Below are 20891 nucleotides of genomic sequence, written 5' to 3'. Positions count from 1 at the left end.
GGGGGTCTATTTCCGAAAGTACTGAGACCGTTTTGCGGCAAAAAACCCACCAACAGTGACGATGACGAGGGTCACGATAGCCAAAACCCCAACCGAAGCGCCCGATTGCACGGAAATACTCACTGATCGAGAAATCGGCGTGCCGCCAGGTGATTCGAGCCACAGCAACAGGTTGTGGGAGTTGTCTCCACTATCCCGTGGCCGGTCTCCCTCTGGAGCATTGGTCGCCGGAGTGGATTCTGCATCATCACCCGACTTCGGAGTGAACTGAACAGTCACCGACCCCTTGGCGGGGATGGCGGCCTCATACTTCTCCTCCATCACCGAATCTCCAGCGCCGACGCGCACGAACGCGGGAACCGGCAGCGGCAGGCCATTGCGAGCCAGCACCGCAATCGGCGACAGCTGCGTTGCGCGGGTGTAGACACCGCCGGGAGCTACCAACGTCACTGAATTGCGCAGGCGTCGAGTCATAATCAGTGCCTGGTCGCTGAGTTCTTCGCTCCGCCGCTGCACGTCAGGTGACTGCAGCTGATTTCGCCGGCCGAGAGTTGTAAACGAGCGCAGCAAGTCGTGCCGCAGGGGGCGGGTGAATTCATACCGCGTCAGTGCGACATTGGGATCGTTGGACATGATTGTGGTCAGGTCCGTGATTTCGCGGGAGGCCAGTTGAGCCTTCTCCACGAGCGTCTCACTCACTGGCGCGGGATCGGCAAGCTCGTCAATTGGAGTAACCGAGCCCGCATCCAGGTCGTGAGCTGAAGCGGTTATGGAGTCCATCAGCGGAGTCAGCTCAGCCAGGTTATCGTCCACGGCTTTCCGGACCGCGGACATGAAATCTTCAGCGTCGCTAGCGCGTGGATTCCAACCGGACGGTGGTGCTGCCACCACAGCCGCGCGAGGGTCATCCGAATCAGTCAATGATTGGAACAGAGTGCCAATCGCTGTCTGCATCCGTGCAGCCTCGGAGTCGATTCGGAAATCGTAGCGTCCGAGCAGATTCGAATACGCCACAGTCTGGGGAGACCGCCCTGTTGCAGACAGAGAGGTTGTCAGTGCCCCAGGGAGGGCGAAGGCGCGGCTACCGTCGGCAAGCACGCCACTATGGCCGGGGCGCAGTGTCTGACCATCGGCGGTGACGGCGGTGTTGTCTGCGACTAACACGGTGGTGTCGTGCGCGGCTTCGGGTGGAGTGGGCGACGGTGGCATCGCCTCGCCGGTATCGACGCGGTTTTCGAATGCGCGCTCCGGGGCGGTCCCGTTCAGGGCCGTCGCCGCCGAGTACAGCGGGGCGCTTTCCGACGTCACGTATCCCTCGGCCGGCAAATAGAGGCCCGGCAGTGCCTGAACGTCCAAATGTTTGGCGATAGTCTGCCGACCAGCGGCGAGTGCCTCCATCGAAAGCTCGTGATCCCCCACGCGAGCCACGGCGCTGGCATCGGTGCCGCCCCACGGCAGTGACAGTGTGCAGGTGTCCTGTGTGAGATCGTGCAGCCGATTGAGCCAGGCGGCGGCATTGTCACTGGCGGGCATATGCGTGAGATTGGTGTCATCCGCGTTTCCCCAGGAATCCCGCAGTCGCGGAGATGACTCCACAGGACTTGGGCGGCTGGTGCCAATCCAATATTCGCGGGTCATCCTGGAGATTGCGTCGAGGGTCTCCGGGTCGATGGCGATGCAGGTTGATTCCCGCAACCTCTGCCCATCCGGGCCGGCAAAGCCCTTTTCCAACGAGGTGAGCAAACCGTCGAGGCGGCCACCGCGTTCGAGAGACTCGGCCAAAGAATTGTCGGTGAGGATGAGATTCGGCGACGAGGGTGCGTCACCGGTCTCACCGCCGACCAGTGGCACTGGCTGGCTGATGGGCCAAATCAGCGAAAACGGCACTGGGTCGCGGCGGGTGGGCGCATCGGAATTGTCGGTCTCATCGTTGTCGTTCTCATCACCGGCAGGCGGTTCCGGCTCATCACCTGCGGCTTGCGGATCCGTCACCGGAAGCAGTGCGCGTGTTTCCGCCAGCAAGCGGTCGATGTCATCTGCCGGTTGCCCGTTAGCATTGATGAGCAGCGGAAACGTGCCGGCTTCCGTGATGTCGAGTCCTTCTGGAGCCGGTGCGGAGATAGGAACACTTAGCGTAACCTCACGCTTCTCCCCCGCTTTCAGCTCGATGGGGGCACTGAAGGTCCCAGCCACATCAAACACCGATTCAGGCTCAGCGAGAATCGTCCGCGCATCTGCAGAGGAAGCCAGTGCGCCGGCCCGCTGTGGGCGCAGCGCAACATTGCTGATATCCGTATCGGAGGTGTTGTGCACCTGCACCTTGATGGTCAGCGTCGAATGTAGAGCCGCGACATGCGGAGTGAAGCTGGTTATCGAAAGCCGAAGGGGGCCCTGTTCACCGACACGATTGGTGCCACTGCCCCACAACTGCTCATCTTGCGCAAAAGCTGGGGGCGCAACGGTCGTCGGCAAGCACAGTACGAGCGCTGCGGTGGCGGCCGTGACTTTACGAACAACATTCCTTGGCAACTGCAACCTGAACATGCGCAATCACCTCGGCGTCTGCCGGCCTGCTCGCTTTTCCGCGCGGGCGAGATCGGGCAGCAGATTGTGCGCGCGCCGGGCCAGTTTGCGTTCGTCAGCGTAGGCCAATCGTTCCACCAGGGTATCCACAGGAACCCACATGACCTGGGTGACCTCGGGGTCTTCGTCGTTCAGATCGCCATCGACGTAGCGCAGAAGGTGATGGTGCACGGTCTTGTGAATCCGCGTGCCATCGGAGACAAACCAGTAGTCAATCACACCGAGCTCTTCGATGACCTCGCCGCGAATGCCCGTTTCTTCCCACACCTCACGTTCGGCGGTGGAATCGAAAGCTTCGCCGGGTTCGACATGGCCCTTAGGCATCGACCACAGCAGGCGCCCGCGACGATCGTGCCGACCAATCAGCGCGACATAAATCCGTGACAGGTTGACCTTGCCGCCATCTCCGACCGCCTCGGCAAGCCCCGAGACGACCAGTCCGCCCGCCGAAGTCTCAATCGAGGTCTGCATCGGCGCTGCATTTTGCGCGCGCGACGAGTGCGCACGGCGATTGTTTGTGCGCTTCGTCTGTGCGTGACGACGGCGATTGTTCCTATCCTGACCGTTCTTACGGCCACCGCGGTTGTTCGACTGCTTCGAGGGTCGTGCCGACTTCGGTGATTTGGAAGATTTCTTGGCGCCACCGGAGTTTGGCTTGGCCTTTTGGGGGCCATTGGCACCGGAGCCACTACGTTTCGCAGAATTTCCGCTGGTAGTAGCGTTGCTAGTGTTGGTGGACGAGGAAACGCCACCCCTTCTGCGCGGTCGCCGACGACGTCGACGGCTCTTCGCCGCCGAGTTGTCATTGCGTACCACGTTGTTCATTCCACTTAGACTACCGGGTTTATAGGTATAAGCGGGTATTGTGTCGGTCGTGACACAATCGACTCCTTCAACGACAAATGGTGACCAGCCCGGGGGGACTACACCTCACGGTGCTACTCCGGCGACTGCTGACGCAGACCCACAGGTGCGCAGGACGGCAATGCTGGCAGTGGCGGATCAGGCAATCGCCAAGGAGTCGGAGATCCTGGATTCGCTGGCAGCTGCGTTTAGTGCAGCTGGCCATCGCCTGTACCTCGTGGGCGGTTCTGTGCGCGATGCTCTCTTAGGGCGACTGGGCGTGGATCTCGATTTCACCACCGACGCGCGCCCGGAGGTGACACGCGCGATCCTCGATGACTGGGCGGACATTGTCTGGGATACCGGCATTGAATTCGGCACACTCTCCGCGGAACGGCATGGCCGTCAGGTGGAGATCACCACCTTCCGTGCGGATACGTATGACCAGGTCAGCCGCAATCCGGAGGTCACTTTCGGTGACACGCTGGAGGGCGACCTAATCCGCCGTGACTTCCGCTGTAACGCCATCGCCGTGGAGCTCCACGGTGACGGCACCCGCACCTTCCTTGACCCGCTCGGAGGTTTCGAGGATCTTGTCGCGGGTGTGTTGGACACACCGGGGGCGCCGGAGATCAGCTTCGGCGACGACCCCCTGCGGATGCTGCGTGCCTGCCGCTTCGCATCCCAGCTCGGGTTCGACGTGGCACCGCGTGTGCTCAAGGCGTTGAAGGAAATGTCCAGCGAAATTGACCGCATCACGGTCGAGCGCATTTCCACCGAGCTGAACAAGCTCATCCTGGGTGCGGACCCAAGCCGAGGTATCGACCTGATGGTGGAATCGGGGTTGGCCGACCGCGTGCTGCCGGAGATCTCCGACATGCGCATGACGCAGGATGAACACCGCCAGCACAAGGATGTCTACCAACACTCTCTGCAGGTCATGCGGCAAGCTATTGACCAGGAAGAACCCGGTGAACCGGACCTCGTACTGCGCTGGGCGGCACTGCTGCACGACTGCGGCAAACCCGCTACCCGTGCCTACAACGAGCAGGGAAACGTCACCTTTTACCAGCACGAAGTTGTCGGCGCGAAGCTGGTGCGACGCCGCCTTCGGAAACTGAAGTTCCCGAAGAAGACCAACCACGAAATCTCGCAGTTGGTCTACCTGCACATGCGCTTCCACGGCTACGGCGAAGGCAAGTGGACGGACTCGGCGGTGCGACGTTATGTCAACGACGCCGGAGATCTGTTGGAACGACTCAACAAAATCGTGCGGGCCGACTGTACGACGAGAAACCGTCGTAAAGCAGCACGCCTCGCACGAGCCTGCGACAGCCTGGAAGCGCGAATCAAGGAGCTCGCCGAGCAGGAGGACCTCGCACGCGTCCGCCCCGACCTGGATGGCAACGAAATCATGGAAATTCTGGACCTGAAGCCCGGCAAAGAAGTCGGACAGGCCTGGAATTACCTGAAAGAGCTGCGATTGGAGTCCGGTCCGCTGGAGCGTGAAGATGCTATCTTGGCGCTGAAGAAATGGTGGTACGAGCAGTCCGGTGAGCAGGCTGAAAGCGAAAGTGAGAGCTAATGGCATCGATTAATCCGGAAAATCTCTACGGCGACCGGCTTTTTACCAGCCTTGAGCGCAACGACCCGGCTGCCGGTATGCTGCTGCTCGCAGCACCCGGCATGCTCTCGCCGGAGTTTTCCCGCTCGGTGATTTTCCTCATTGAGCACGATGAACACGGCACCCTTGGTGTCGATCTCACGCAGCGTTCGCAGACGCCGGTGCACAATGTGCTCGAGCCTTGGGCGCCGCTGATGGCCAAGCCGCCGGTGCTCTACGTCGGGGGTCCGGTCAACCAGACACAGCCAATCTGCATTGGTGTGGTGCGAAACGGCGCCACCCTCCCAGAGGAGACCGACAGTATTACCGGTACCCCGCTGATGGAACGCATCGCCCACAGGTTTGCGCTGGTCAACCTCGGTGCGGAGCCGGAGGACGTACGCGACCGCATAGATGGCGCACGCATCTTCGCCGGTTACGCAGGCTGGGACCCGGGACAGCTGGAAGACGAGCTCGACCGCGGTGACTGGTACGTCGCCCCTGCCCTGCCCTCAGATGTACTCGCGCCTGCTGCCGCGGACATCTGGGGTGATTGCATGCGCCGTCAGCCATGGCCGCTGCCACTGTATGGCACCTACCCCGTAGATGTACGTGACAACTAGATGAGTGAGCACATCAATACCGAAGGAAACAGGGCTGAAGGAAGTAGCGCCACAGGAAACAGCGACCGCAGCGACATAGCTGCCGGCATCCGGCAGACACTGCCCGTGGGCATGGGACTCATTCCGCTGGGGCTCGCATTCGGCCTGCTCATCGCACAGACTGGCTTTAGCTGGTGGTGGGCCCCCATCTTCTCCTTCGTGGTCTACGCGGGGTCGATGGAATTCCTCGCTGTCGGCCTGGTTATGGCGCATACGGGTCTGCTCGGCTGTGCCGTGACGTCCTTTATGGTCAACTTCCGCCACGTCTTCTATGGGCTGACGTTCCCACGCGACCGGATACAGTCTCGTCTCGGTCGCGCATACTCCACATACGCGCTTACCGACGAGTCGTATGCCATCGTCTCTGCGGCAAATGCGGACGAAAAGATGTCGGGCCACCGACTGCTGACGATTCAGATTCTCTGCCAGTTATTGTGGGTGGGCTCCGGTATTGTCGGGGCTCTAACCGGCGCAGCACTGCCCGAGGGTATCCGCGGTGCCGAGTTCGCACTGGTGGCGCTCTTTACGGTGCTGGCCATGGACGCGTTTGAGACTTCCAAGGATTGGTCACTGCCCCTGTCCGCTATCGTCTGCACGCTGGTGGGCTGGCTGATTAACCCGAACCAGATGCTGGTTATCGGACTGCTGATGTACTTCGGCCTGCTGCTGTTGCGCGTGTGGTCACCGCGGGTGGATCGGGTGATGCGCATGACGTCGGCAAGCAAGCCGCGTACGACGGAGGGAGAGCGAGCATGACTGCGTTGCCCGATTCCGGCTATGTGCTTGCCGCGCTCTTTGCGATGGGAGCGGTGACAGTTGCGCTGCGTGCGCTGCCGTTTGCGTTCGTGCGCACTCTGAAGGGGTCTCCCCTGTTCGAGTTCCTCGGCACGACCATGCCGGTTGGAGTCATGGTGGCGTTGGTTGCCTACACCGTCTTCGGGCGGCTAGGACTCAGCGGTGAGAGTGGCGACCCCGGCGCTGCCTGGGCCGTGCCCGTAGCACTGGTGGTCACCATTGGCCTGCACTGGTGGCGGCGTAACACCGTGATTTCGATTTTTGTAGGCACGGCGCTGTATATGGTCCTCGTGAACCTTGTCGCGTGAGGTGCGCTGTGTGGGCGCTGGGTGGGACGGTGCCAGCAGACCAGCGACTAGCGGCAGTGGCTAGAACTGCGACGGTACCTGACCAGTGAAGTCCGGTAGTCCCGGAATCTGGGGCAGCTGCGGAGTTTCCGGCAGATTCAGTAGTTCGCCGAGATTCGGGCTCTCGGGCAGGTTCGGGACGCTTGGGATGCCCGGCAGGCTCGGGCTGTCGGGCAGGCCAGGCAGCGATGGAGTGCCCAGCGTGCCGTCGAAGGCATTCTGAACATCGCTGGTGTGAGTTTCCTTCGTGCCGTAGGTGTTAGCAGCGACGCTGAAGTCAGGTCCAATGGATGCCGAGGCGTGAACGCTCTGGCGGTCATCGGACCAACCCCACTTTGTGCCAATCACACCCGGCAGCGTGGCGGTGCCGTAATCCTGACGGTAGCCATCCGCTGCCACAGGTGACGCGGTGCTCATAGCAACCAGCACCGGGTCAGAGGGGTTCTCGCGCTTCTTGGCCTCCAGGAACTTCACAGTGTCCGCGCTGGACGTAGTTGAATTTCCCCAGTGACCTGCATCGTGGGTGTTGCTGAGGCCGTATTCACGCGCAGTGGCGTTGATGGAATCCGGGTAACGGCCATAGAGCTCACTGGCGATATTGTCATCGGAGTAGCGAATCATCTCTGTGGCCTTCGCCTTGTCCGCTTCTGTGCCATGTTTGAAGACGTAGTCCGCAATGTAGAGCTTGACAATCGAAAGCCCCGGACGAGCTTCATTCTCGTTCGCCGTACCGTAGTGCGTGCCACTTGGGGTGTGGGTAAAGCTGATCTGGGTTCGCCCCGGAGCATCAATAGTGCCCTGCGGAGTCAGTTTTGGCTGCGGAGCCGCAGCGACGTTTCCAGCTGCCAGCGGAAGGCTGGTGACAGCGATGACACCGGTAAGACCCATGCGAATCGCGCGGGAAGGCCGTGGAGTAAGACGATGACGAGCGTTCATAACAAAAAACCAATCTACACGCGCAGGTGACCGACGCGCTGCCAAGCTGGATCGTAACCGGTATCGACGACATGCTCTCCCTCGGCCCACGTCTCCGCAACAGCTCGCAGACCCGCCTCCGCATCAGATGCCGGGTCAATAAAGAAGTGCATCAGAGCCATGTCATCGGATTGCTCAGTTGCGACAAAAATACCCTTGTCCTCAGCGATGGCTTCAGCGGCAGCGGTATTGAACTCGGAGAGGGATTCCTTCGATTCGTCCGTCGGCAAGCCCTTGTCGTCAATATTGCCGAGCATGAGCTGAATCAGCACATGCTGCGTCATAGTCGGGCTCACCAGCTGCGTAATCGGCGCACGAGTAGCGACGACGAGTGGCTGGCCGTTGGCTTCGGCATCAATGGTGAGCCACTCGGGGCACTCTTCCGCGAGCTTCTCGACGACATCGCCCAGCTCCGGTAGCGGGATAGCACCTTCCGGTTCCTCGCCAGCGAAGGCAAAGCCGCGTAGCCATAGGCCGAAGTCCTCCTCCCCCAGCGCCAGCTGCAGCAGCGTGAAACCGAGCTGAGCTACCAAGCGCTCACCGTCCTCCAACTGAGCAATTGCCGGGAACAGCGGGTGGAATAGGCGAACGTCCACTGCCCCATGACCACTGCTAACAGCCACGCGTGCGTCTGCCGGATCGACCTCGGCCGGAGCATCGGCCTCGAGAGCACCCTGTGCAACCAACGTGGCCGCGACATCCCCCAGCGACAGCTTCATCGCCGGATCCGCCTGACGGAGGTCGGTGAAAGACCACACCGCGCCGTCGTCAGGCGCGGCCTCCAGCCAACGGCGAGCGACCGGACGCAGCTCAGGGTCACCCGCAGCGCTAACAGTCAGAAGGTGGCGAGAATACGGAGCGCCAGCCTCAAACCCCCAGATGAGCCGGTCATTAATAGCGGCGATGCGGCCGCCGACCTCCTTCTGGACATCAATAATGTCCACATCGGCGGCGTTCGGAGCACCATCGATACCGAGCTGGACACTAAACATCGAGTCGAGCGCATCGGCGCCAAAAGAGTTCCACCACGACCAGAACTCGTTGATTGCGGTCTCTTCTGCGGCGCGCTGTTCCGGGGAGAACGGAGCCGGATTCTCGTTAGCCATGCTGAATCTCACACTTTCGTTTGCTCGTTTAAAACCGAACCATATGTTGTGCGCCCCAGTATATGTGCCAAGCCGGATTCGCCCCTCGGGTCCATGCGCTAGACCGCGTTAAGCGGGTTGTGGCTCCGGCTCAGCTTCTGCTTCCTTGCCCCAGCGAGCGGCGTAGACCGCACAGATCATCAGCTGAATCTGGTGGAAAATCATCAGCGGCAAAATGTAGAGGCTGGCATCGGCACCGAAGATAACGGCAGCCATGGGCAGACCGGTGGCCAGGGACTTCTTCGAACCGCAGAACTGAATCGCAATGCGGTCCTTGCGGTCGAAGCCCATCTTATTTGCGATGAATCCGGACAACCGCAAAACGAATTCCACCAGCACGACCGAAAGCACACACAGGATGACAATGTCCCCTGCCGGCACCTTCGACCAGATGCCCTGCACCATGCCCTGGGAGAAGGCTGCGTAAACGACCATTGCGATAGATAGGCGGTCAACGTTCTTAGTCGTCTTCGCGGCGGCAAACTTCAGGGTCCAACGGCGAGTGAGCTGGCCGATTGCGAATGGCAGCAGCAACTGCAGCGAAATATCCAAGAACACCGACGAATCCACATGAACGCCGCCACCGGTGGCCATCAACAGCATCACCAGCACCGGTGTGACCACAATGCCCAGCAGGTTAGATGCCGAGGCACTGACGATTGCGCCGGCGACATTGCCCTTGGCGATGGAGGTGAAGTTCACACTCGACTGCACCGTCGACGGTGCCAGTGTCATGTACAAAATGCCCAGGTAGAGGCCAGGCGAGAGAATCCAATCCAGGGGTTTCATGAGCAGGCCGAGGATTGGGAACAGCACGAATGTGAAAGCCAGAATGGTTATGTGCAGCCGCCAATGCTTAACACCGGCCAACGCATCCTGCGGGCTCAGGCGCGCGCCATAGAGGAAGAACAAGAAGCCAATGGCGATCTTTGTGGCCCAGCTGAAAACCTCAGCGGTAGTGCCGCTTGCAGGAAAAATAATCGCCAGTATCGCTGCAGCAACGATACCGACGATGAGGGGATCTGGACGCCAATTCACAATTCGTTGCCACATGGACAAACAGTTTAGTGGGCAACCAGATGTTGTCTTACTGTTTTGCAGAAGCTTTTCTCTGCAATAATTTTTTTACTTCTTCTGCTCAGCTGCCTTGCGCAGCGCATCCTTGTCCACAGGCTTGAAAGTGACATTCGCGGATGAGCCCTTGTCCGTGCACAACCCTTCCAGACCACAGGAGCTGCAGCCACCGGAGACACCGCAGTCTGCTGCCGGGTTGTCGGAGCAGCAGGCATCATCAGTCGCAGTGTCGGCGGCATCAGTGGCGGCGGAGTCACAGCCACAGCCGCTGTCACCGTCACCGCACCCACAACCGGAGCCGGACTCGGCGGAGACCTTGGCGTCGTAAAGCGCGATGGTGTGCGAGCCGATAGCCGCACCAATGCCGAGCATGGCGATACCGGCGAGCAGAGCGACGGCGTACCACAGCCACATCCAACCAGAGGCCTCCGGGCGTATGGCGAGGAAGCCGAGCATGGCGGCGCCGAGGAAAGCGACAGCGGACACAGCCCACGGTGGGCCGGCAACGCGGTGCGTAATATCCCAGTTTTCCTGGGACTTTCGAGCCTCAGGCGCACGAATTCCGATCCAGTTATTACCCGGTAGCTTCGCCGACCATGCCAAACCAGCGACAACGGCTATGCAAACAGCCAGAACCAGGGTAATTACAGGGATGACAATCATGCTTCCAATTTATATAGGTGGTTGAGCACGTGCCAAACGCACCTATTAGACTGTGAGACCATGACCAACAGCGAAAAGTCCTCGTCCTCGGCAGAAGCCACCGACTACCGCTACTCCCCCGAGCTGGCGACTCAGCTAGAGGGAAAGTGGCAGGCGTATTGGAAAGATAACGGCACCTTCTACGCCCCCAACCCGGTGGGCGATTTGGCAGCTGCCGACGGCTCGACTCCGCCGAAGGACAAGCTTTTCGTCCAGGACATGTTCCCGTACCCGTCCGGTGTCGGTCTGCACGTAGGCCACCCGCTGGGATACATCGCCACCGACGTCTTCGCGCGCTTCCACCGCATGCAGGGCGCAAACGTGCTGCACACCCTGGGCTACGACGCCTTCGGTCTGCCGGCGGAGCAGTTCGCAATCCAGACCGGTACGCACCCGCGCGTGACGACGGAAACGAATATCGCCAACATGGAGCGACAGCTGGGCCGCCTGGGACTTGGCCATGACCGCCGCCGTGTTTTCGCGACCACTGACCAGGACTACTACAAGTGGACGCAGTGGATTTTCCTGCAGATTTACAACGCCTGGTTCGATGAGGATCAGAAGAAGGCCCGTCGCATCGATGAGCTGATTCCACTGTTGGAGTCGGGCGAGATGGCTACCAAGGACGGTCGCGTCTACGCTGAGCTCAGCGAGACCGAGCAGCGCGAAGCAGTCGACGAATTCCGTCTGGTTTACCAGTCGAATTCGATGGTCAACTGGTGTCCGGGCCTCGGCACTGTGCTGTCCAACGAAGAAGTGACCGCCGAGGGCCGTTCGGAGCGCGGTAACTTCCCGGTGTTCCGCAAGCGGCTGGGCCAGTGGATGATGCGCATCACCGCATACGCTGACCGCCTGGTCGACGACCTGGAGCTGCTGGACTGGCCGGACAAGGTCAAGTCCATGCAGCGCAACTGGATCGGCCGCTCCCGCGGTGCCGAGGTCGACTTCACAGCCGAGGTCGGCCCGAAGGTCTCCACCAAGATCAGGGTCTTCACCACTCGTCCGGACACTCTCTTCGGAGCCTCTTACATGGTGCTCGCTCCTGAGCACGAGCTGGTGGATCAGCTGGTTGAAGCCGGCAGCGGTTCCTACGAGGGCGTGGATGAGCGCTGGACCTTCGGCAAGGAAACCCCAGCCGAGGCCGTCGCCGCTTACCGCGCCGCAATTGCCTCCAAGTCCGACCTGGAACGCCAGGAGAACAAGGAAAAGACCGGTGTCTTCCTGGGCGCTTACGCCACCAACCCGGTGAGCGGTGAGCAGGTGCCGGTATTCATTTCCGACTACGTCCTGATTGGCTACGGCACCGGTGCCATCATGGCTGTCCCGGCCCACGATGAGCGCGACTACGAGTTCGCCACTGCCTTCGGTCTGCCAATCCGCGAGGTCGTCGCAGGTGGTGACATTGCAAAGGAGGCGTACGTCGGTAACGGTACGTGCGTGAACTCCGCCAATGATTCCGGCCTGGACATCAATGGCCTGGACAAGGACACCGCCATCGCCACCGTCATTGAGTGGTTGGAGAAGGAAGGTGCTGGTCACGAGAAGGTCCAGTACAAGCTGCGCGACTGGCTATTCGCCCGCCAGCGCTACTGGGGCGAGCCCTTCCCCATCGTCTACGACGAGGACGGTCACGCCCACGCGCTGCCCGAGTCCATGCTTCCGGTCGAGCTGCCAGAGGTCGAGGACTACAAGCCGGTCACCTTCGACCCGGACGATGCCGACACCGAGCCAAAGGCTCCACTGGACAAGGCCACTGACTGGGTCAATGTCGAGCTCGATCTCGGCGATGGCAAGAAGAAGTACCGCCGTGACACCAACGTCATGCCGAACTGGGCAGGTTCCTCCTGGTACCAGCTGCGCTACATCGACCCGAATAACGCTGAGGAGTTCGTTGACCTGGAAAACGAGCGCTACTGGACCGGCCCCCGCCCAGAGACTCACGGTAAGGACGATCCAGGCGGCGTCGACCTCTACGTCGGTGGCGTCGAGCACGCAGTGCTGCACCTGCTCTACTCCCGCTTCTGGCACAAGGTCCTCTTCGACCTCGGCTACGTGACCTCCAAGGAGCCGTACCGCCGTCTGTTCAACCAGGGCTACATCCAGGCCTACGCCTACACCGATGCCCGTGGTGTCTACCAGCCGGCGGATCAGGTTGTTGAGCGCGATGGTAAGTTCCTCATCCCAGGCGGCGCCGAAGACGGCTCTGACCTGGAAGTTTTCCAGGAGTACGGCAAGATGGGCAAGTCCCTGAAGAACGCCGTCTCCCCCGACGAGGTCTGCGACAACTACGGCGCTGACACCCTGCGCGTCTACGAGATGGCCATGGGTCCGCTGGACACCTCCCGCCCGTGGGCGACGAAGGATCTGGTCGGCTCGCAGCGCTTCCTCCAGCGCGCTTGGCGCCTGGTGGTCAATGAGGACTCCGGTGAGCTCGCCGTCACGGACGCAGCGCTTTCCGACGACGACCTCAAGGCCCTCAACCGCACCGTGGAAGGGGTTACCTCCGATTACGCAGAGCTGCGTGACAACACGGCCGTCGCAAAGCTCATTGAGTACGTCAACTACCTGACTAAGACCTACGGTTCGGCCGGTGCACCGCGCGCCGCCGTGGAGCCGCTGGCTCTCATGCTTGGTCCGGTGGCACCGCATATTGCGGAGGAACTGTGGAGCCGTCTCGGCCACACCGAGTCCCTGGCACACGGCCCCTGGCCGGCAGTTGACGAGAAGTGGCTGGTCGACGACACCGTTGAGCTGCCAGTTCAGATTAACGGCAAGGTTCGCGCTCGCATTGACGTGGCTACCGATGCTTCCCGCGAGGACATCGAGGCCGCCGCGCGTGCCGACGAAAAGGTTGTCGCAGCTGTGGAAAACGCCGGTGGCAATATCGTGAAGGTCATTGTCGTTCCGGGCAAGATGGTCAACCTGGTTGTGAAGAAGTAACCAGGGAGGCTAATGCGTACAAGAAAGTGTCTGGGTTTATGACAGTTTGAGGCCTAAAATCGACTCAAATTTGTCATAAACCCAGACACTTTCTCGCTTGAGGCTTTCTCGCAAAAACCTCAAGAGGGTGGCTCCGAGGCTGGCCGCCTCTTACCCCTACTTAACGCCCAGAATCAGGACACCGAATGTGGAGAGCATCCACATCAAAGTGAAGGGCATGAGCACCCAGCACATAGCGAGCCACGCGCGCCAGTTGCGGAAGTTTTTCCACTCCACGTAGGTCTGCCAGAAGCCCAAAAGGCAGCCGACCAGGGAGATTACGCCCGGGACAACGGGGAAAAGGATCTCCCAAGTGCGGGAGCAGAGGAAGCTGGACTTACCCGCATCACAGGTGGGGCCACCGACAATGGCGCCGGCGATGCCGATAATGAGGCCCGCGAGCAGCGTCGTAAGAATCACACCCGCGGTGTAGATGTAGGCACGCTTGCCGGAATACATTTTGCGCTCAAGCTCGTCGAAGATTTCATCCTCATTGCGCTCTGGTGTACTGCGCTTCGGTGAATTATCCACCATCTGCTCCCCTCGCCTCTAAATGCCGTCTGATGTGCCTGCCATACTAGGCCGGAGTAATCAGCATTGGCACCGGGCTGTGGCGAACGATGTGGTTAGTCGACGAGCCGATGAAAATTCGTCCGAATGGGCCAAGGGTAGACGAACCCAAAACGAGCAAGTCTCCCTTTTTCCACTTGATGGACTGAATGGCCTCTTCCCAACCGTTGCCGGACGCCACTTCCGCATCAACGGAAAGGTCTGGGTAACGGGTATGTGCGCGGTCGATACCGCGGTCGAGCAGCCCCATAGCCTGCTCGCGCCACTCAATCATCAGGTCAGAGGAGGGGCCGTAGCCGTTCTCCGTTGGGTACATGGTCGCACCACGAGGCGTAAACGAGACCAGGCGCAGGGGAACTTCCCAGCGATATGCCAGGTCAGCAGCCTTATTCAATGCATGGTGGGACTGCGGGGTGTCAATGTAGCAAATGCTGACACGGGTCACACCGTGCTTAGAAAGCTTCGCGCCGGGGATCGCCAATCCCAGCGGGATTGGCGAGTAATGCAGCAGCGCATCCGAGGTTGATCCCGCAGTAAAGCGACTGCGGTTCTTGGCGGTCCAGTCCTTGGTATTGCTTCGGCGGGTGCCAAGCAAAACCACATCGGCTTCGAATTCTTCGGCTTCGTTGCAGATAGTTGTGGATTCGCTGGAGGATTCGATGATTCGTACGGCATCGTCGTCAAGCATGCCCTTGCGCAGGCCAGCGAGCTTTAGCTCATCCTTGATGATTTTTTCAAGAGACTCGGTTTCGTGGGAAACCCAGGAGTCATTGGTGCTCAACCGAGCCAGTGAGGTCAGCGGCCAGCCACGCGACAGTGCGCTGACAACGCGAATCTGCACCTTCGTGGTGCGAGCTAACCAAGCGGCGTAAGCAAGCGTTTCGGTGCCGTACTCGCCTGGACGCCACGCAATCATGATACGAAGCGGGCGGGAAGCCATCGCTAATCCTCCTGTGATTACTCAGAAATATCCAAGTGGTGCTTCTGGGTAATAGCCTACGTGGATAGGCGGGCATATTTAAAACGGCACCGAGGAAGTGTAAAAGCTATGTATCCTGCCTGTGGGCTTAAAGGTGGCAGGGCTAGCTGGAAAAGAGACTAGACGCTTGGGTTTGTCTTTGGGTGCTCCGGGTAGTTTTCGAGGATCTTGGACAGAATCGTCTCAAGACCAGCGCCAAACTCCAGCTCTTCCTGGGTCAGCGTGCTGAACATCTCAGCCATCTGCTGATTGCGCTCTTCAGAAACGCGGTGCAGCTCTTCACGGCCACGGTCGGTCAGTTCAACGCGGACGCCACGGCGGTCTTTGCTGTCGCGGACGCGCTCCACCATGCCGGCGACCTCCAAGTGGTGCACGGCGTTGGAGGCGGTGGGCATGCGGATGGCCTCGGCCTCAGCCAACTGGCTGATACGGCAGGCGCCCAGTGCCTCCAGGGTCATCATGATGGACAGCTGCGCGCGGCTGAGCTGGGACTCCGAGGAGCGGCGGCTGTAGAGCAGCTCAGCGCGAGTCAGGAGAGGGCGAATGCGCTTAGCGAGCGACAGAGGAGTAACGGCATCAGGATTGCCAATCGAGCCCGAAGATAATGTCATAGCGACGATGTTATATGCGAACAGTGCTAGTTGCCAATACGAAATTTATTTGGGGTGCTATTTATTTTTCTACAACTGGTGATTTCGGCGATGAAATCACCAGGAATTTTCCACCAAACATCTAAAACCCCAGTACAAAACATTAAACCTATCTGCGTATAAGGTTTTTCGGTGCTGGCAGAAACCCCCTAAAGTGTCACTTCTTCTGTACTTAGAACGTTGGGTTGGAGGTAGCCATACGGCTACTTTCGAGAATGCTTTTGGCTTGTGATATGTCTCGCAGATTCATCCTCGCGGGTGTATTGCTGTCTGCTTTACGACGACTGCAGCGCACGCATCCATGGCGGGGACGAGATGGGCGCAGCAGCGAGTAGGGCGAGGAGGAAGAGAAGAGCGTGGGAGGGCGCGGGGAGGCTAGAGAAGCACAAAAGCGCCAGCGGCTACCGCATGGGTAACCGGCTGACGCTTTTCAAGGAACATGCTCTCGGAGCTGCTCGCTTGTACTTTTGAGTGCTTGTACCTTTTAGTCTTCGCCCTTGATGAATGCTTCGAGCTGTGCTCGCGCAACATCGTCGGCAAGCTGCTTCGGCGGGGACTTCATCAGGTAGGAAGAAGCGGCGTAAACCGGGCCGCCGATACCGCGATCCTTGGCGATCTTGGCAGCGCGAACAGCATCGATGATGATGCCAGCGGAGTTCGGGGAGTCCCAGACCTCGAGCTTGTACTCAAGGTTCAGCGGCACCTCGCCGAAGGCCTTGCCCTCGAGTCGGACGTAGGCCCACTTGCGGTCATCCAGCCAGTCCACCCAGTCGGACGGGCCGATGTGGACGTTGCGGTCATCGATCTTGCCGGCCAGCGGACCGGTGAGATTGGAGGTGACAGCCTGGGTCTTGGAGATCTTCTTGGACTCGAGGCGGTCGCGCTCGAGCATGTTCTTGAAGTCCATGTTGCCGCCGACGTTGAGCTGCAGGGTGCGCTCGAGGCGAACACCGCGGTCCTCAAATAGCTTGGCCATGACGCGGTGGGTGATGGTTGCGCCGACCTGGCTCTTGATGTCGTCGCCGACAATCGGAACCCCTGCGTCTTCGAACTTCTTGGCCCACTCCGGGTCGGAAGCGATGAAGACCGGCAGGGCATTGACGAAAGCTACACCAGCGTCAATGGCGCACTGTGCGTAGAACTTGTCAGCCTGTTCTGAACCGACCGGCAGGTAGGAGACCAGGACATCGACCTTGGCATCCTTCAGCGCCTGAACAACGTCGACCGGTTCAGCCGGGGATTCGTCGATGGTGTCCGCGTAGTACTTGCCAACGCCATCCAGGGTCGGGCCGCGCTGAACCTCAACGCCGAGAGTCGGGACATCGGCAATCTTGATGGTGCAGTTCTCGGAGGAAACAATGGCCTCGGAGAGGTCCTTGCCGACCTTCTTGTCGTCAACATCGAAAGCTGCGACGAACTCGACATCGGAGACGTGGTAGTCGCCGAAGACGACGTGCATGAGGCCAGGAATGGTCTCATCGGGCTTTGCATCGCGGTAGAACTCGACACCCTGCACCAGGGAGGAGGCGCAGTTGCCGACGCCGACGATAGCGACGCGAATTGAACTCATTTGGTAATTCTCCTTGAAACTATGTGCTCGGAGGCTTTGACCTCGCGCCGGGAACTCACACCGGGAACTCGCATCAGAACCTAGCATCAGAACCCGCACCAGGGCCTTACGCCAGCGGTGCGGCCGTGAGTGGGTGCACGCATTGAGGTAACGAGCGTGACGTTATACCTTTATGCGTTTTTTGCCGATGCCCGAACCGTGAGGGGGCATGTGTGTACCGATAAAGCGGGGGTGAAATCAGCCCGCACGCGCCTGCTAATCTGTCTTCGTGATGACATGGCAGGGCGAGATCGATCACTCCTTGCTCAAGAAGCAGTTATTGGAGCAGTGGCGTGCAGGGGAGATTTCACGAAGATCACTCTGTGATGCCGATGCTCGGCTGGTCGCTGCCGCGCGTTTTCACGGCAGAAAGTCCCAGGAAGAGTGCCCAGTATGTCGCAAATTCGACCTCCGACTCGTATTCTGGGTGTTCGGAGAAAACTTGGGCCGTCGTTCCGGCTCTGCTTGTACTGAAAACGAATTATCCGCAATAGTTAATGAATATGGTTCGTGCACCGTCAAAGAAGTTGAGGTGTGCCCCGACTGCAAGTGGAGTTTCCTGACCCGGACACTTCAGGCAGCTCGAGAAGAGTCAGAAAACTAGGGAGAGCACCCGTGAGCAATGATCGACCCGATAGCCCAGGCGGTCCTAACAGCCCTCACGAGGGCCAGGGTTCTAATTCATCAGGCGAGTGGTGGGATCAGCCGGATGCTGATTCCTTCAATACGCACGCACGCTCCGATGACGCATCGCTTGACGACGATTCCAGCGACAGCATTGATGCTGTTTCGGTCGGTGGCAGTGACGAGGGTCTGGCTACCGATTCAGAGATGACGTCGGCAAGCGAGCCGGACCCGGAGAAGGGGCAGTACGCCCCAGATGACCATGAACCAGATGACCATGAAGAGGAAAGCTCGATGGCGCAAGAAGAACAGCCGACTGATAATAAGCGGCGAATTTTAGCGTGGCTCGGTCTAGCCGTGGCGCTGGTCGTGCTGTTGCCGGTAGTTGTGTTCGGTGTTGCTTATGCGACAACGGACGTGCCGGAGCCAGAGGAGTTGGCCAATAGCCAGATTGCGGTGATTTATGACCGTTCTGGTGAAAAGGAAATCACGCGCATCGTCCCCGAGGGCGGTAACCGAAGCAACATCACTATCGACAAGGTGCCGGATGCTGTACGCAATGCAGTGCTGGCAGCTGAGGATCGTGATTTCTATACCAACCCGGGTTTTTCCTTGACTGGTTATGCCCGTGCGGCTCTGGGAGTCGTGACTGGTAATTCCAGTGCCGGTGGCGGCTCGACCATTACGCAGCAGTACGTCAAGAATGCTGTGGTGGGCAATGAGCGCACGCTGACCCGTAAGGCCAAGGAACTGGTCATGTCGGCGAAGATGGCGCGGGAGTGGACTAAGGACGAAATCCTTGAGGCCTACCTCAACACGATTTACTTTGGTCGTAACGCATACGGTATCGCGGCAGCGTCGAAGGCCTACTTCGGTAAGGAAGTCGGTGAGCTGAATGCCGAAGAGGGTGCCGTGCTGGCAGCCTCGATTCAGCGTCCATCCGCACTGGATCCGTGGACTAACCGCCCGGAGGCTGAGCAGCGTTGGAACTACGTCCTCGATGGCCTGGTGGAGATGAACATCGTCTCGCCGCAGGACCGCGCGGGAATGCAGTACCCGGAGACCATCGATCCGGCGTTGGCGCCGAAGCAGGCTCCGGAGCCCGGCCCGGCTGCCATGATTAAGAATCAGGTTCTGGCTGAGTTGGAGCGCGAAGGTATCTCCGAGCAGGAGGTCAACACTGGCGGTCTACGCATTACGACGACCATTGACCCGACGGTGCAGCAGGCTGCCCTGGATGCGATGGAAAACTACGTCGATCAGTCAACGGGTTTGCGTGCCGCCATCGTTTCGGTGGAGCCGAAGACAGGTGCTGTCCGCGCTTACTACGGTGGCGACGATCCGACTGGTTGGGACTACGCGAACAGCGGTCTGCAGACCGGCTCTACTTTCAAGATTTTTGCGCTGGCAGCAGCGCTCGATCAGGGCATTCCACTGACCGCGCAGTACTCTTCGGCACCTGTGCAGTCCGGTAACGTCACTCTGCACAACGACGGCGGTGCCGGCGGTGGCGTGCTTCCGCTTTATGAGTCCCTGAAGCAGTCGCTGAACACCCCGTTTATTCGCCTGCAGCGCGACCTGAAGAATGGTCCGGATGACACCGCCAAAATGGCTCATCGTCTGGGCGTGGCTGAGTCCATCCCGGGTATTGAAAAGACTCTGATGGACGACAACGGTCACTCGCAGGACGGTATCGCCCTGGGTCAGTACCTCTCACGTCCGCTGGATATGGCCGTTGGTCTGGCTACCCTGACTAACGATGGCGTCTATCAGCAGACTCACTTCGTAGAGAAGGTCGAAAACTCCAAGGGCGAGATTGTTTACGAGTCCAACGCTGACAAGGGCGACCGTCGAGTTTCCAAGGCAGTGGCCACCAATATGATATCGGCCATGGAGCCTATTGCCGGTTACAGCAACAAGCCCTTGAGTGGTGGTCGCCCGTCGGCCGCCAAGACCGGTACTACGCAGTTGGGTGACACCGGCCAGAACAAGGATGCGTGGATGATCGGTTCGACACCGCAGCTGTCGACTGCAGTGTGGGTTGGCAACGTCGATGGTTCGGCGCTCTACAACTCCTATGGTGGCATCATGTACGGCTCGCAAACCCCGGGCGATCTGTGGAAGTACACCATGGATAACGCACTGTCTAACGAGGACTTTGAGTACTTCACCAAGCCGGAGCCAATCGGTGGTGTCGCAGGTGCGCCGCAGTACCAGGCGCCGTCGACCTCTGACTCTGGCTATGACCAGGGCTATGCCCCGGAGACCACAGAAGAGGAGTCGGCCGAGGAGTCGACCTCTGAGTCCTCCGAGGAGCAGCCTGCACCGCTTCCGGTTCCGGGTGGCGATGGCGGAGGCGGTGGCGGCGGAATCGCTGACCTACTGCCCATCCCGATTCCGGGAGGCGGTGGTTTCGGCGGTGGCAATGAAGGCGGCGGAGACCCCGGTAACCCTGGAGGTGGACAGTAAGTGGACGCGTGGGTGATTTTCACCATCGTCTGCGTCGCGATTGGCTTCCTGATGTTCGGCACGGCCTTTTGGGGCTTCATGCAGAAGTGGAAACCGGCAATCATTTGGGCTCTGTGCCTGGCAGCTTTCCTATTCGCGACAGTCATTCCGGTGATTATTGCGTTGGCACATGCTTCCTCGACATCAATGTAGGACGCAGGCCAGGTAGTCAGTTGCTAGAGCGTTAACTGCCCACCAAGCACGCGACAACTTCACAATTCAAAGAGGCGCACGCAGTAGCTC

Annotated in this window: 18 protein-coding genes; 8 read left to right on the top strand and 10 right to left on the bottom strand. The window is 59.7% G+C overall.

Annotated elements, in window-relative coordinates:
* Window positions 1-6: 6 nt before the first annotated feature.
* Both CRD20_RS05105 and CRD20_RS05100 read right to left on the bottom strand, forming a co-directional pair.
* The gene (locus CRD20_RS05105) at window positions 7-2544 is read right to left on the bottom strand and encodes a hypothetical protein (protein WP_187404975.1); all 2538 of its coding nucleotides are present in this window, start codon (window positions 2542-2544) and stop codon (window positions 7-9) included.
* A 6-nt stretch (window positions 2545-2550) separates the two neighbouring features.
* Window positions 2551-3408, bottom strand: a complete 858-nt coding sequence (locus CRD20_RS05100; protein WP_172620226.1) for an NUDIX hydrolase — start codon at window positions 3406-3408, stop codon at window positions 2551-2553.
* Between the two features lie 160 nt (window positions 3409-3568).
* Between CRD20_RS05100 and CRD20_RS05095 the strand changes: the two genes are divergently transcribed.
* From CRD20_RS05095 to CRD20_RS05080, 4 genes are all read left to right on the top strand, one after another.
* Window positions 3569-5011: a CCA tRNA nucleotidyltransferase gene (locus CRD20_RS05095; protein WP_048733146.1), complete on the top strand. Its 1443-nt coding sequence runs from the start codon at window positions 3569-3571 to the stop codon at window positions 5009-5011.
* Entirely contained in the window at window positions 5011-5652 is a 642-nt protein-coding gene (locus tag CRD20_RS05090) for a YqgE/AlgH family protein (protein WP_048733149.1), read from the top strand. Before CRD20_RS05095 ends, CRD20_RS05090 begins: the two co-directional genes overlap by 1 nt.
* Before the next feature lie 111 nt (window positions 5653-5763).
* Entirely contained in the window at window positions 5764-6447 is a 684-nt protein-coding gene (locus tag CRD20_RS05085) for an AzlC family ABC transporter permease (RefSeq protein WP_049193116.1), read from the top strand.
* Window positions 6444-6794, top strand: a complete 351-nt coding sequence (locus CRD20_RS05080; RefSeq protein ID WP_016421723.1) for a branched-chain amino acid transporter permease — start codon at window positions 6444-6446, stop codon at window positions 6792-6794. The genes CRD20_RS05085 and CRD20_RS05080 overlap by 4 nt, the downstream gene beginning before the upstream one ends.
* 60 nt (window positions 6795-6854) lie before the next feature.
* On the opposite strand, the gene CRD20_RS11030 is transcribed toward CRD20_RS05080, so the two are convergent.
* The 4 genes from CRD20_RS11030 to CRD20_RS05060 form a co-directional block, all read right to left on the bottom strand.
* Window positions 6855-7769: a hypothetical protein gene (locus CRD20_RS11030; protein WP_370545943.1), complete on the bottom strand. Its 915-nt coding sequence runs from the start codon at window positions 7767-7769 to the stop codon at window positions 6855-6857.
* Between the two features lie 14 nt (window positions 7770-7783).
* A complete protein-coding gene (locus CRD20_RS05070; RefSeq protein WP_187404974.1) occupies window positions 7784-8914 on the bottom strand; it encodes a DUF695 domain-containing protein in 1131 nt (376 codons plus the stop codon).
* Window positions 8915-9022: 108 nt separating this feature from the next.
* A complete protein-coding gene (locus CRD20_RS05065; RefSeq protein WP_049170088.1) occupies window positions 9023-10006 on the bottom strand; it encodes a bile acid:sodium symporter family protein in 984 nt (327 codons plus the stop codon).
* Between the two features lie 72 nt (window positions 10007-10078).
* Window positions 10079-10690 carry an SdpI family protein gene (locus CRD20_RS05060; protein WP_070549574.1) on the bottom strand — a complete coding sequence of 204 codons (612 nt, stop codon included), beginning with the start codon at window positions 10688-10690 and terminating at the stop codon, window positions 10079-10081.
* Between the two features lie 60 nt (window positions 10691-10750).
* Between CRD20_RS05060 and leuS the strand changes: the two genes are divergently transcribed.
* A complete protein-coding gene (gene leuS, locus CRD20_RS05055; RefSeq protein WP_187404973.1) occupies window positions 10751-13669 on the top strand; it encodes a leucine--tRNA ligase in 2919 nt (972 codons plus the stop codon).
* Window positions 13670-13825: 156 nt separating this feature from the next.
* Here leuS and CRD20_RS05050 read toward each other — a convergent pair whose 3' ends face one another.
* From CRD20_RS05050 to CRD20_RS05035, 4 genes are all read right to left on the bottom strand, one after another.
* Window positions 13826-14242, bottom strand: a complete 417-nt coding sequence (locus tag CRD20_RS05050) for a hypothetical protein (protein WP_048733161.1) — start codon at window positions 14240-14242, stop codon at window positions 13826-13828.
* 43 nt (window positions 14243-14285) lie between these two features.
* Window positions 14286-15218, bottom strand: a complete 933-nt coding sequence (locus tag CRD20_RS05045; protein ID WP_016421709.1) for a universal stress protein — start codon at window positions 15216-15218, stop codon at window positions 14286-14288.
* Between the two features lie 158 nt (window positions 15219-15376).
* A complete protein-coding gene (locus CRD20_RS05040; RefSeq protein ID WP_016421708.1) occupies window positions 15377-15868 on the bottom strand; it encodes a MarR family winged helix-turn-helix transcriptional regulator in 492 nt (163 codons plus the stop codon).
* Between the two features lie 523 nt (window positions 15869-16391).
* Entirely contained in the window at window positions 16392-17477 is a 1086-nt protein-coding gene (locus CRD20_RS05035) for an inositol-3-phosphate synthase (protein WP_016421706.1), read from the bottom strand.
* Window positions 17478-17748: 271 nt separating this feature from the next.
* Here CRD20_RS05035 and CRD20_RS05030 point away from each other — a divergent pair, with 271 nt between their 5' ends.
* Genes CRD20_RS05030 through CRD20_RS05020 form a run of 3 tightly spaced genes read left to right on the top strand, consistent with a single transcriptional unit; the run spans window position 17749 to window position 20801 of the window.
* The gene (locus tag CRD20_RS05030) at window positions 17749-18120 is read left to right on the top strand and encodes a DUF5318 family protein (protein ID WP_232250866.1); all 372 of its coding nucleotides are present in this window, start codon (window positions 17749-17751) and stop codon (window positions 18118-18120) included.
* 11 nt (window positions 18121-18131) lie between these two features.
* Window positions 18132-20609 carry a transglycosylase domain-containing protein gene (locus tag CRD20_RS05025; protein WP_016421705.1) on the top strand — a complete coding sequence of 826 codons (2478 nt, stop codon included), beginning with the start codon at window positions 18132-18134 and terminating at the stop codon, window positions 20607-20609.
* A complete protein-coding gene (locus CRD20_RS05020; RefSeq protein WP_187404972.1) occupies window positions 20610-20801 on the top strand; it encodes a hypothetical protein in 192 nt (63 codons plus the stop codon).
* Window positions 20802-20891 lie beyond the last annotated feature (90 nt).

The organism is Corynebacterium sp. LK33 (assembly GCF_014334955.1).
GTDB lineage: Bacteria > Actinomycetota > Actinomycetes > Mycobacteriales > Mycobacteriaceae > Corynebacterium > Corynebacterium jeikeium_D.
The sequence above is the reverse complement of the archived record's forward strand: the minus strand, read 5'-3'. Positions and strand labels throughout refer to the sequence as shown.

Bases quoted from the DNA above. Each gene is read 5' to 3' on its own strand.
- CRD20_RS05100 (WP_172620226.1), bottom strand. From the start codon at position 3,408: ATGAACAACGTGGTACGCAATGACAACTCGGCGGCGAAGAGCCGTCGA.
- CRD20_RS05035 (WP_016421706.1), bottom strand. From the start codon at position 17,477: ATGAGTTCAATTCGCGTCGCTATCGTCGGCGTCGGCAACTGCGCCTCC.
- CRD20_RS05050 (WP_048733161.1), bottom strand. From the start codon at position 14,242: ATGGTGGATAATTCACCGAAGCGCAGTACACCAGAGCGCAATGAGGAT.
- CRD20_RS05085 (WP_049193116.1), top strand. From the start codon at position 5,764: ATGGGACTCATTCCGCTGGGGCTCGCATTCGGCCTGCTCATCGCACAG.
- CRD20_RS05060 (WP_070549574.1), bottom strand. From the start codon at position 10,690: ATGATTGTCATCCCTGTAATTACCCTGGTTCTGGCTGTTTGCATAGCC.
- CRD20_RS11030 (WP_370545943.1), bottom strand. From the start codon at position 7,769: ATGAACGCTCGTCATCGTCTTACTCCACGGCCTTCCCGCGCGATTCGC.
- leuS (WP_187404973.1), top strand. From the start codon at position 10,751: ATGACCAACAGCGAAAAGTCCTCGTCCTCGGCAGAAGCCACCGACTAC.
- CRD20_RS05090 (WP_048733149.1), top strand. From the start codon at position 5,011: ATGGCATCGATTAATCCGGAAAATCTCTACGGCGACCGGCTTTTTACC.
- CRD20_RS05065 (WP_049170088.1), bottom strand. From the start codon at position 10,006: ATGTGGCAACGAATTGTGAATTGGCGTCCAGATCCCCTCATCGTCGGT.
- CRD20_RS05045 (WP_016421709.1), bottom strand. From the start codon at position 15,218: ATGGCTTCCCGCCCGCTTCGTATCATGATTGCGTGGCGTCCAGGCGAG.
- CRD20_RS05070 (WP_187404974.1), bottom strand. From the start codon at position 8,914: ATGGCTAACGAGAATCCGGCTCCGTTCTCCCCGGAACAGCGCGCCGCA.
- CRD20_RS05040 (WP_016421708.1), bottom strand. From the start codon at position 15,868: ATGACATTATCTTCGGGCTCGATTGGCAATCCTGATGCCGTTACTCCT.
- CRD20_RS05105 (WP_187404975.1), bottom strand. From the start codon at position 2,544: ATGTTCAGGTTGCAGTTGCCAAGGAATGTTGTTCGTAAAGTCACGGCC.
- CRD20_RS05095 (WP_048733146.1), top strand. From the start codon at position 3,569: ATGCTGGCAGTGGCGGATCAGGCAATCGCCAAGGAGTCGGAGATCCTG.
- CRD20_RS05080 (WP_016421723.1), top strand. From the start codon at position 6,444: ATGACTGCGTTGCCCGATTCCGGCTATGTGCTTGCCGCGCTCTTTGCG.
- CRD20_RS05030 (WP_232250866.1), top strand. From the start codon at position 17,749: ATGACATGGCAGGGCGAGATCGATCACTCCTTGCTCAAGAAGCAGTTA.